This window comes from Paraburkholderia monticola (assembly GCF_001580545.1).
GTDB classification, from domain to species: Bacteria; Pseudomonadota; Gammaproteobacteria; order Burkholderiales; family Burkholderiaceae; genus Paraburkholderia; species Paraburkholderia monticola.
In genome coordinates this window covers 140211-151646 of sequence record NZ_LRBG01000010.1, presented here as the reverse complement: position 1 = coordinate 151646, position 11436 = coordinate 140211, and the positions used below count along the sequence as shown (strand labels likewise).

Annotated in this window: 11 protein-coding genes; 8 read left to right on the top strand and 3 right to left on the bottom strand. The window is 64.1% G+C overall.

The genetic code is table 11. The features are described from left to right. Nucleotides 1-410 precede the first annotated feature (410 nt). Nucleotides 411-1187: an enoyl-CoA hydratase gene (locus CI15_RS13640; RefSeq protein ID WP_062128566.1), complete on the bottom strand. Its 777-nt coding sequence runs from the start codon at nucleotides 1185-1187 to the stop codon at nucleotides 411-413. A 137-nt stretch (nucleotides 1188-1324) separates the two neighbouring features. Between CI15_RS13640 and paaN the strand changes: the two genes are divergently transcribed. The 4 genes from paaN (at nucleotide 1325) to paaK (ending at nucleotide 5862) form a co-directional block, all read left to right on the top strand. Further along, nucleotides 1325-3025 (top strand): phenylacetic acid degradation protein PaaN, encoded by a 1701-nt coding sequence (gene paaN / locus CI15_RS13635; protein ID WP_062128564.1) that lies wholly within the window; start codon nucleotides 1325-1327, stop codon nucleotides 3023-3025. 167 nt (nucleotides 3026-3192) lie between these two features. Continuing rightward, the gene (gene paaG / locus CI15_RS13630; protein WP_062128560.1) at nucleotides 3193-3984 is read left to right on the top strand and encodes a 2-(1,2-epoxy-1,2-dihydrophenyl)acetyl-CoA isomerase PaaG; all 792 of its coding nucleotides are present in this window, start codon (nucleotides 3193-3195) and stop codon (nucleotides 3982-3984) included. Nucleotide 3985: 1 nt separating this feature from the next. After that, complete coding sequence (gene paaI / locus CI15_RS13625; protein ID WP_062128559.1) at nucleotides 3986-4447, top strand: hydroxyphenylacetyl-CoA thioesterase PaaI; 462 nt, start codon at nucleotides 3986-3988, stop codon at nucleotides 4445-4447. Between the two features lie 119 nt (nucleotides 4448-4566). Next, nucleotides 4567-5862, top strand: coding sequence for a phenylacetate--CoA ligase PaaK (paaK, locus tag CI15_RS13620; RefSeq protein WP_062128558.1), 1296 nt, complete (start codon nucleotides 4567-4569; stop codon nucleotides 5860-5862). Between the two features lie 116 nt (nucleotides 5863-5978). Here the strand turns inward: paaK and mltA are convergent, their stop codons facing one another. Beyond that, complete coding sequence (gene mltA / locus CI15_RS13615) at nucleotides 5979-7097, bottom strand: murein transglycosylase A (protein ID WP_062128556.1); 1119 nt, start codon at nucleotides 7095-7097, stop codon at nucleotides 5979-5981. 28 nt (nucleotides 7098-7125) lie between these two features. Here mltA and CI15_RS37285 point away from each other — a divergent pair, with 28 nt between their 5' ends. Further along, a complete protein-coding gene (locus CI15_RS37285; RefSeq protein WP_162842050.1) occupies nucleotides 7126-7287 on the top strand; it encodes a hypothetical protein in 162 nt (53 codons plus the stop codon). 146 nt (nucleotides 7288-7433) lie between these two features. Here the strand turns inward: CI15_RS37285 and apaG are convergent, their stop codons facing one another. Continuing rightward, entirely contained in the window at nucleotides 7434-7808 is a 375-nt protein-coding gene (gene apaG / locus CI15_RS13610; RefSeq protein ID WP_062128555.1) for a Co2+/Mg2+ efflux protein ApaG, read from the bottom strand. A 342-nt stretch (nucleotides 7809-8150) separates the two neighbouring features. Between apaG and rpe the strand changes: the two genes are divergently transcribed. From rpe to trpE, 3 genes are all read left to right on the top strand, one after another. Further along, on the top strand, nucleotides 8151-8834 hold the full coding sequence (gene rpe / locus CI15_RS13605; RefSeq protein ID WP_062128553.1) for a ribulose-phosphate 3-epimerase: 684 nt from the start codon (nucleotides 8151-8153) through the stop codon (nucleotides 8832-8834). 7 nt (nucleotides 8835-8841) lie between these two features. Then, nucleotides 8842-9558 carry a phosphoglycolate phosphatase gene (locus CI15_RS13600; RefSeq protein ID WP_062128551.1) on the top strand — a complete coding sequence of 239 codons (717 nt, stop codon included), beginning with the start codon at nucleotides 8842-8844 and terminating at the stop codon, nucleotides 9556-9558. A gap of 377 nt (nucleotides 9559-9935) precedes the next feature. Further along, on the top strand, nucleotides 9936-11429 hold the full coding sequence (gene trpE, locus CI15_RS13595) for an anthranilate synthase component I (RefSeq protein ID WP_062128549.1): 1494 nt from the start codon (nucleotides 9936-9938) through the stop codon (nucleotides 11427-11429). Nucleotides 11430-11436: the final 7 nt, after the last annotated feature.

Here is an 11436-nt window from a genome sequence, read left to right as displayed (position 1 = left end):
AACACATGTTTCACCAACCTTTGGTGATAAAAACCTTCTTTTTCGTCCGTGGTAGAGGTCTTACTGCTGTGTCTTGACCACAGTCCCCTGCTAATCCGTCCCTGCATTCCGCATCAAGCGCCCACACTTATCGGCTGTTAGTTTTTAAAGATCGATCCGCGCACTGCGCAGCACCTGACTACCCGGCACTGCTTCGTTTGCGTCGCTGCGTCTGCAGCAGAGAAACGAGATTATGAAGAACTTCTATCGGATCGTCAACAGGTTTTTATCACTCGCTTAACCTGCCCACGCCGCTGAAGCCCCCGCCATCACTGGCTTCCCGCACCCCCGTGCCCCGGCATCCGGTGCACGAAAGAGCGAGATTCTAGTCGCCGGCATCGGGACTTGCAAGCGGTATTTTGACAAGCGTATTACCGGTGCTTGAAAACCGGTTTGCGCTTCTCCACGAACGCGGCCATGCCCTCTTTCTGATCCTCGGTGGCGAAGAGCGAATGGAACAGGCGGCGCTCGAAATGCACGCCCTCCGCGAGGGTTGTTTCATAGGCACGGTTGACCGACTCCTTGACCATCATCACCGCAGGCAGTGGGAACTCGGCAATGATGGCGGCCGCAGCGAGCGCTTCGTCAAGCAGCGATGCCGCCGGGATCACCCGCGAGACCAGTCCGGCGCGCTCGGCTTCGACGGCATCCATGAAGCGGGCGGTCAAACACAAGTCCATCGCCTTCGCTTTTGACACCGCGCGCGGTAACCGCTGCGTGCCACCCGCACCCGGCATGACGCCGAGCTTGATTTCCGGCTGACCGAACTTCGCCGTGTCGGCGGCGAAAATGATGTCGCACATCATCGCCAGTTCGCAACCGCCGCCGAGCGCGAAGCCCGCCACAGCGGCGATGATCGGCTTACGGATGGAGCGAACCGTTTCCCAGTTGCGCGTGATGTAGTCGCCCTTGTAGACATCCATATAGGTGTAGGACGCCATCATGCCGATGTCCGCGCCGGCGGCGAACGCCTTCTCGCTGCCCGTCACGACGACTGCGCCAATCGCCTCGTCGGCGTCGAACTCGCGCAGCGCGGCGCCCAGTTCGTCCATTAGCGCGTCGTTCAGCGCATTCAGAGCTTTCGGTCGGTTCAGCGTGATCAGTCCGACGCGCCCTCGCGTCTCCACCAGAATATTCTCGTAAGCCATGCCACCTCCATAAGGGTTAATCGCACGCGAAAAACGCTTCGCGCATCACTCGTAGTGATGCTACCATTCCCCAACCAACCGGTCGGTCAATTATTCGACAGGCTTTTCCCCAACGTACAGCCGAGCCCCTCTTTGCCATGACACATCCGCTATTCACCAAGCACGAAGACACGCTGCACAAAGCGCTCGCCGCGCTCGAAACGCGCGGCTACTGGAGCCCGTTCGTCGAAATGCCCAGCCCGAAAGTGTACGGGGAAACAGCCAACGCAGACGGCGAAGCCGCATTCAAGGCGCTTCTCGACAAGACGTTCGACCTCGACCAACCGTCGACTGGAGAAACCGTCGGCGCCGAAGTCTCGCCGTTCGGCTTCCCGCTCGGCGTGCGCTACCCCAAAGCCGACCAGAACGCGCTCATCGCCGCGTCCGCAGCGGCGCAACGCGATTGGCGCGCGGCCGGCCCGAAGGCATGGATCGGCGTGAGCCTCGAAATCCTCGCGCGTCTGAACCGCGCTAGCTTCGAGATCGGCTACACCGTGATGCATACGACCGGCCAGGCTTTCATGATGGCCTTCCAGGCCGGCGGCCCGCACGCGCAGGATCGCGCGCTCGAAGCCGTTGCGTACGCCTGGGACCAGTTGCGCCGCATTCCCGCAGACGCACATTGGGAAAAACCGCAAGGCAAAAACCCGCCGCTCGCGATGCAAAAGCGCTACACCGTCGTGCCGCGCGGCATCGGCCTCGTTCTTGGCTGCTGCACGTTCCCGACGTGGAACGGCTATCCGGGCCTGTTCGCCGATCTGGCCACCGGCAACACGGTAATCGTCAAGCCGCATCCGGGCGCGATCCTGCCGCTCGCGCTGACCGTGCGCATCGCGCGTGACGTGTTGCGCGAAGCGGGCTTCGATCCGAACGTCGTCACGCTGCTCGCCACCGAACCGAATGACGGCGCCCTCGTCCAGCAACTGGCCCAGCGCCCCGAAATCAAGCTGATCGACTTCACGGGCAGCACCCAGAACGGCACCTGGCTGGAGCGCAATGCGCATCAGGCGCAGGTCTATACCGAAAAGGCCGGCGTCAATCAAATCGTGATCGACTCGGTCGAAGACATCAAGGCGGCTGCGCGCAACATCGCATTCTCGCTGGCGCTGTATTCGGGCCAGATGTGCACCGCACCGCAAAACATCTACGTGCCGCGCGACGGCATTCGCACCGCGGACGGCTCGCTCAGCTTCGACGATGTCGCCCAGGCGCTCGCAGGTGCCGTGCAAAAGCTCGTGGCCGATCCGGCCCGCGCCGTCGAACTGCTCGGCGCGATCCAGAACGAAGGCGTCGTGCAGCGCATCGACGAAGCCGCTAGCCTCGGCCACGTTCTCGTCGCGAGCCAGGCGCTCGAACACCCGTCCTTTCCGGGCGCTCGCGTGCGTACGCCGCTCGTGGTGCAGCTCGATGCGGCGACCGACCGTGCGCAGTTCACGCGAGAATGGTTTGGGCCGATCTCGTTCGTGATCGCGACGGACTCGACTGCGCAGTCGCTCGACCTGGCAGGCGAAATTGCCGCCGAGCACGGCGCGCTGACGCTGTCGGTCTACAGCACGGACGACGCGGTGCTCGACGCCGCGCACGAAGCGTCGATTCGCGGCGGCGTCGCGCTGTCGATCAACCTGACCGGCGGTGTGTTCGTCAACCAATCCGCGGCTTTCTCCGACTTCCACGGCACCGGCGCCAACCCGGCTGCCAATGCCGCGCTGGCCGATGCCGCTTTCGTCGCCAACCGCTTCCGTGTCGTTCAAAGCCGCGTTCATGTTGAACCGAAAGCGGCGCCGGCGGTAGCTGGCTGAACGACATAGGACACAGCGTCAGCCCACGCACGACTTCGTCCTATGCCATTCGGCGGATGGACCTGGTCGTGCGCTCTCACTAAGATCAAACATCGGATCGAGATCGCACGCCGACGCTAGTCGAGCACTCGTGCCCATCGGTCAACGAGACTTTGAGGAGACATCCCATGGCATATGAAGCGATCCAGCTGGACATCGACTCATCGAGCCACGTCGCCACCATCACGCTGAATCGCCCGGACAAGCTCAACAGCTTCACGCGAGCGATGCATCAGGAACTCGGCGCCGCGCTCGGTCAAGTCGAAACGTCGGGCGCCCGTGCGCTCGTGCTCACCGGCGCGGGCCGTGGCTTCTGCGCCGGCCAGGACCTCGCCGACCTCGATTTCACGCCCGGCGCCATGACCGACCTCGGCGGCCTGATCGACGCGTACTTCAATCCGTTGATCCGTCGTCTGCAGGCGCTGCCGCTTCCGGTGATCGCGGCAGTCAACGGCACGGCCGCCGGCGCGGGCGCCAACCTCGCGTTGGCCTGCGACCTCGTGCTCGCAGCTCGCTCTGCGAGCTTCATCCAGGCTTTCGTCAAGATCGGTCTCGTGCCTGATTCGGGTGGCACGTGGTTCCTGCCGCAGCGCGTCGGCATGGCCCGCGCGCTCGGGCTCGCGCTCACCGGCGACAAACTCAGCGCGGAGAAAGCCGAAAGTTGGGGCTTGATCTGGCAAGTGCTCGACGACGCCGAACTCGCGCCGGCCGCGGCGAAACTCGCAACCCAGCTCGCCCAACAACCAACGCGTGCGATCGCCGCGATCAAGCAGGCGATGCGCGCCGGGGCGACGCAAACGCTCAACCAGCAACTCGACCTCGAACGTGATTTGCAGCGCGAACTCGGCGCCTCGCACGATTACGCGGAAGGCGTTCAGGCATTTATCGAGAAGCGCGCGCCGCGCTTCGAGGGACGTTGAGATGTCCACACAAACCACCCGCCCAGACCAGATGACGCCCGAAGAAGTCGCCCGGGCGACAGCCGCCGCGATGTACGAAGACGACGCCTGCAGCCGTGCGCTCGGACTCGAGATTCTCGAAGTGCGTCCCGGCTATGCGCGGCTGCGCATGGCGGTGCGCGACGACTTCCTGAACGGCCATCAGATCTGCCACGGCGGCTTGATCTTCACGCTCGCCGATTCGACCTTCGCGTTCGCCTGCAACACCTACAACATCAATACGGTCGCGGCCGGCTGCTCGATCGAGTTTCTGCGACCAGTCCACGGCGGCGACGTGCTGAGCGCCGAAGCGGTCGAGCAGACATTGAGCGGGCGCACCGGCATCTACGATATCCGCGTGACGAATCGCGCCGGTGAAACCGTCGCGATGTTTCGCGGCAAGTCGGCGCAAATCAAGGGCAACCTGATTCCGACCGGCGAGTAGTAACTAGCAGTTAGCGGTGGCGAACCAGAACCACCCGCACGGACGACCGTCCGCGTGGTTTTCTGGCGCCAACGCGTCATATATCAGACTCAGATACTGAGGCAGCAAGGAGACATTCGATGAGCACCGCCCTTCCGCTCGATCCCATCGAGACCGCCAGCCGCGACGAGCTCGCCGCGCTCCAACTCGAACGGCTCAAATGGTCGCTGAACCATGCGTACGAAAATTCGCCGGTGTATCGGCGCAAGTTCGACGAAGCCGGCGTTCATCCGGGTGATGTCAAGTCGCTCGCGGACCTCGCACGCTTTCCGTTTACGACGAAGAAGGATCTGCGCGACAGCTATCCGTTCGGGATGTTCGCCGTGCCGCAGGAGCAGATTTCGCGAATCCACGCCTCGTCCGGTACCACCGGCAAGCCGACCGTCGTCGGCTACACGGCGCGCGACATCGATACGTGGGCGAATCTCGTCGCGCGTTCGGTGCGCGCCTCCGGCGCGAAGCGTGGCGACAAGGTGCACGTAAGCTACGGCTACGGCCTCTTCACGGGCGGTCTTGGCGCGCATTACGGCGCCGAGCGCGCGGGGCTCACCGTCATTCCATTCGGCGGCGGCCAAACCGAAAAGCAGGTGCAACTGATTCAGGACTTCCGGCCCGACATCATCATGGTGACGCCGAGCTACATGCTGTCGATCGCCGACGAATTCGAACGTCAGGGCATCGACCCGGCCAGTTGCTCATTGCGCATCGGCATCTTCGGCGCGGAACCGTGGACCAACGACATGCGCGTGGCGATCGAAAAGCGCATGGGCATCGACGCGGTCGACATCTACGGCCTCTCCGAAGTGATGGGCCCGGGCGTCGCCTCGGAGTGCGTCGAAACCAAAGACGGCCCGACGATCTGGGAAGACCATTTCTACCCCGAGATCATCGATCCCGAGACGGGCGAGGTACTGCCCGATGGCGAACTCGGCGAGCTCGTGTTCACCTCGCTGACGAAAGAAGCGCTGCCGATCATCCGCTACCGCACGCGCGATCTCACTCGTCTGCTGCCGGGCACCGCCCGCACGATGCGGCGGATGGAAAAGATCACGGGCCGCTCGGACGACATGATGATCGTACGCGGCGTCAATGTGTTCCCGACGCAGATCGAAGAACTGCTGCTCAAGCAGCATGCGCTCGCGCCGCACTATCAGATCGTCCTGACCAAGGAAGGACCGCTCGACGTCTTGACGCTGAACGTCGAACCGTGCCCCGAAACCGCCCCGGATACGTCCGCGATAACCGCCGCGAAAAACGCGCTGGCCTACGACATCAAGGCGCTGATCGGCGTCAGCGCGGTGGTGAACGTGCTGGGGGTGAATGGAATCGAGCGCTCGGTGGGCAAGGCTCGGCGCGTGGTGGACAAGCGCAAATAGAGGCTCTGATTCGGGCGACGGGCAATCGGCAACGTCAGAAGAGCCCGACAAAAACCGGCGTCACGCACGGATCCTGATCCGACGCGACGCCGCTTCCGATCCCCGCCCCACTCCTCTCACGAATTCGGCAGCAGCAACCACATCCGGCCGCCCTGCTTCATCTTGCCGGCCAGATCGCCGGCATCGTCGCCGAGGCCCCAGAAGTAGTCGGCGCGCACACCGCCCTTGATCGCGGTGCCGGTGTCCTGGGCGAACACGAGGCGGTTCATCGGCGAATTAGTCAGCGGCCGCGTGGTTTGCAGGAACACCGGCGTGCCGAGCGGAATCGCGCTCGGGTCGACCGCGATCGAGCGTTCCGGCGTCAGCGGCACGCCGAGCGCGCCGATCGGACCGTCCGCTCCGCCGCTTGGCGTGCTTTCGGCCGACGGCATCTCACGGAAAAACACGAAACGCGGATTGGTGTCGAGCAGCCCATCGACGCGGGTCGGATTCGCGCGCGCCCAGGCCTTGATGCCTTGCATCGTCGCTTGCGCGGGCGTGACCTCGCCATGATCGAGCAGCCAGCGCCCGATCGACTTGTAGGGCTGATTATTGGTCCCGCCAAAGCCGACGCGCATCACGCTGCCGTCTTCCATCACAATGCGCCCGGACCCCTGCACCTGCAGGAAGAACGCTTCGATTGGATCGTCGACCCAGACGAGTTCGTTGCCGCTGAGCGTGCCCGAGCGCTCGAGCTGCGCGCGCGCCGGCAACGGCGCCCCTGCGCGGGAGCCGGCGGGCCAGCGGTACAGCGCGGTCTGATACACGCCGTGCCGCGTGCGCGAACCGCGCAGCAGCGGCTCGTAGTAACCGGTGACCAGACCATCGAGCGTGCCGTCGCTATTCGCGAGCTGGAATGGCGTGAAGTAGGCCTCGAAGAATGCGCGCGCGCTGGTCACGTCGAGATCGTCGATTTGCGCGGCCGCCGCGCATGCACGCGACCAGTTCGGCTGACGCGCGAGTCTTACGCAGTTTTGCCGCAACGCGGCCGTCGCGCCGATCAGCGAGTCATCCTGCCAGCCCGGCACTTGCTGCCACGCAACCGCGGTCAAACGCGCCGAGGCAATCTGGCCAGGAATGATCGCCGCGCCGCTCGGCGGTGAAGGCCGGATCGCGCCGCCGCCCCCACAGGACGCAAGCAACACCGCAACCGACAACGCACCGAGCCATGCACCGGCCCGGCGGACAAAACGCATACAATGTTCGTTCTTGATGGAAACCGCCATGTCTGATCTGTTCGACGAATACCCGATGCTCATCTTCGCGCTGGAAGCGCTGCTCGCGCTGTTCCTGCTCGTCTTTATCGTTGTATGGACGTCGTCTGGCAAGAAAAAATCGACCCGAGCCAAATCGGCGGAACAGTCCGGACAGCAAAAGCCGCAGTAGCCCTGGCGGGGCGAGCCGCGCGCCGAACTGCGCGGCAAGCTCCACATCAAGCGCTCCACCTGTCGGTCACCCAACCTCGGCTCGACAACTTACTGCGCCGCGCGCCCATCCCGAAGTCATTAAAGACCGCGCAGTGTCGCGCCGGTTCAATGCAACGTGCGCGGCATGCGCAACACGAACTCCGGCACGGGTGCCTCGAAGCGCTCGCCATCTTCGGCCACGCAGAAGTAATCGCCGCGCATCGTGCCGACCGGCGTCGCAATCACTGCCCAACTCGTGTATTCGAAATGCTCGCCCGGTTTGAGCAGCGGCTGATGACCGACCACGCCCAGGCCTTTGACTTCCTGCACGGTGTTGTCGCTGTCGGTGATGATCCAGTGACGCGCAATCAACTGCGCGGGCACCTGGCCGGTGTTACGGATGGTCAGCGTGTAGGCAAAGGCGTACTGGCGACGCTCCGGGTCCGACTCTTCGGGCAGGTATTGCACCTGCGCCGCGACGCTGAATTCGTACTGGCTCATCCTGATTCCGATCTGATCAAACGGGCTGGGAAAAATCGTGGAAGGCCCGAACGCCAATGGTCTGCGGGTGCAGCGGCGATGCGGCGCTCATGGAGTGGCATTCTGCTTGATGCGCGGCATGGCCGCAACCAGACAACCCTTTTGGCCAGGACAGTCTAAGACATTGGGACATGTCTACTTTGCCGCAACGCTTCTATATACCGCTCGTCCCCGCCATTTCTCGCGCTGGCTGTTTGCGCCATTCGATCGCGCGATTGCGCCACGCCAGCCGCCTCCGACACCCCGGTCAACACGCGCAAAGACGGTAAAATGGCGCTTTCCCGCTTGCATCGGCCCCCTGTCATGACGCAATTTCGCATCGCCCCCAGCATTCTCTCCGCCGATTTCGCCCGTCTGGGCGAAGAGGTCCGCAACGTCGTCGCCGCCGGCGCCGACTGGATCCACTTCGACGTGATGGACAACCACTACGTGCCGAACCTGACCATCGGCCCGCTCGTTTGCGAAGCGATCCGCCCCCACGTGGACGTGCCGATCGACGTGCACCTGATGGTGCGTCCCGTCGACCGCATCGTGCCGGACTTCGCGAAAGCCGGCGCGAACGTGATCAGCTTTCATCCAGAGGCGTCGGATCACATCGACCGCACGCTGTCGCTGATCCGCGACCACGGCTGCAAGGCCGGCCTCGTGTTCAACCCGGCGACGTCGCTGAACTACCTCGATCACGTGATGGACAAGGTCGACCTCGTGCTGATCATGTCGGTGAACCCGGGCTTCGGCGGCCAGTCGTTCATCCCCGAGGCGCTCAACAAGCTGCGCGAAGCACGCAAGCGCATCGACGCGTACAACGAGCGCACCGGCCGCGACATCCATCTCGAAGTGGACGGCGGCGTGAAGGTCGACAACATCGCGGAAATCGCGGCGGCTGGCGCGGACACGTTCGTGGCCGGCTCGGCGATCTTCGGCCAGCCCGATCACAAGGTCGTGATCGACAAGATGCGCGCCGCTCTGGCCACCGTCCCGCGCTGATCCGACGATGACTGCTCCGTACCCCGCCCCGACCTTCACCGGCCCGCGCCTCGAAGCGGCGATCATCGATCTGGACGGCACGATGATCGACACCGCCGACGACTTCACCGCCGGCCTGAACGGCATGCTCGCGCAGCTCGATGCTGAAGAAACGACGCGCGAGGAAGTGGTCGGCTATGTCGGCAAGGGTTCGGAGCATCTGATCCGCAGCGTGCTCGCGCCGCGCTTCGAAGCCACGCATGCGCAAGCGCGCTTCGACGAAGCGCTCGCGATCTATCAGGCCGAGTACGCGAAGATCAACGGCGTGCATACGCGGCTTTATCCCGACGTCGAAGCCGGCCTGCGCGCGCTGCGCGACGCGGGGCTGAAGCTCGCCTGCGTGACCAACAAGCCGCACCGCTTCGCGCTCGAGCTGCTGCAGCAGTATGGACTCGCGCAGTATTTCGGCGTCGTGCTCGGCGGTGACAGTCTCGCGAAAAAGAAGCCCGACCCGCTGCCGATGCTGACCGCCGCAGCGCAACTCGGCGTCGAGCCGCGCGCCACGGTCGCGATCGGCGACTCGGAAAACGACGCGCTGGCGGGCCGCGCGGCCGGCATGGCCACGCTCACCGTGCCCTACGGCTACAACCACGGCCAAGCTATACAAACGATAAAATCCGATGGTATAGTTGCCTCGCTGCTCGACGCCGCCAGGGCGATCGCGGCGCATCAATCCACGACTTAACAGTCCTTCATCCTCATGTTTCTGAATAAAAAACGGAGTCTGATTAGCATCGACCGGGGAGCCTGGCCCTGGCGTCGCTGGTCGCGCTAACCTCACCTGAGGTACGCTGAAGATCGTCTTCGGCAACCGTTTTTTACTTCGCTGCGCTTACGCGCTTTTTCCATCGTTCTGTTTTTTGCGCTGCTGCATCGGCTGATTGGGCCTGCGCGTACCCGCAAAGTACCGCTGCACACCCGCACCGCTCGCACGCGCCGATGGAAGACCCGCGCCGGTCGGTATCATTGTGTCGAAAACGTCGACCCACGCCCTGACCGGAGGCGCCTAGCCCCGCTTTGCCCGACGCTTGCAGCCGCCGGACCACCGTACAGGATCGGAACATGACCGAACTCGAATTCCAATCCCTCGCCAACGAGGGTTTCAATCGCATCCCGCTGATCGCCGAAGCGCTCGCCGACCTCGAAACGCCGCTTTCGCTGTACCTGAAGCTCGCGCAGACCGAGCGCAACGGCGCGAACTCGTTCCTGCTGGAGTCGGTGGTGGGCGGCGAACGCTTCGGGCGTTATTCGTTCATCGGCCTGCCGGCGCGCACGCTCGTGCGCACGCGCAACAGCGTGTCGGAAGTGGTGCGCGACGGCAAGGTCGTCGAAACGCACGACGGCGATCCGCTCGCATTCATCCAGCAGTTCCAGGCGCGCTTCAAGGTCGCGCAACGCCCGGGGCTGCCGCGCTTCACGGGCGGTCTCGCCGGCTACTTCGGCTATGACGCGGTGCGCTACATCGAGAAGAAGCTCGCGCACAGCGCGCCGAAAGACGATCTGAACCTGCCCGACATCCAGCTGCTGCTGACCGAGGAAGTCGCCGTGATCGACAACCTCGCGGGCAAGCTCTATCTGGTGGTCTACGCGGACCCGACCCAGGCCGAGGCGTATACGAAAGCGAAGCAACGTCTGCGCGAACTACGCCAGCGTCTGCGCGTCACCGTCGAGCCGCCCGTCGTGTCGTCCAGCGTGCGCACCGAGATCTACCGCGAATTCGCCAAAGACGATTATCTGGCCGCCGTGCGCAAGGCGAAGGAATACATCGCCGCCGGCGAGCTGATGCAGGTGCAGGTCGGCCAGCGCCTGACCAAGCCGTACCGCGACAATCCGCTGTCGTTGTATCGCGCGCTGCGCTCGCTGAATCCGTCGCCGTACATGTACTACTACAACTTCGGCGACTTCCATGTGGTCGGCGCATCGCCGGAAATTCTGGTGCGCCAGGAAAAGCGCGGCGAGGACCGCCTCGTCACGATCCGCCCGCTCGCCGGCACGCGGCCGCGCGGCAACACGCCCGAGCGCGACGCCGCGCTCGCGACCGAGCTGCTGAACGACCCGAAGGAAATCGCCGAGCACGTGATGCTGATCGACCTCGCGCGCAACGACGTCGGCCGCATCGCGCAGATCGGCTCGGTCGTCGTGACCGACAAGATGGTGATCGAGAAGTACTCGCACGTGCAGCACATCGTCAGCTCGGTCGAAGGCAAGCTGAAGCCCGAGATGACCAATTTCGACGTGCTGCGCGCCACCTTTCCGGCCGGCACGCTGTCGGGCGCGCCGAAGGTCCGCGCGATGGAGCTGATCGACGAGCTCGAGCCCGTCAAGCGTGGCCTCTACGGCGGGGCGGTCGGGTATCTGTCGTTCACCGGCGAGATGGATCTCGCCATCACGATCCGCACCGGCGTGATCGCGAACGGCAATCTGTATGTGCAGGCGGCCGCGGGCGTGGTCGCCGATTCGGTGCCGGAATCCGAATGGCAAGAGACCGAGAACAAGGCACGCGCGGTGATGCGCGCGGCCGAGCAGGTCCAGGACGGCCTCGATAGCGACTTCTGACCGGAGA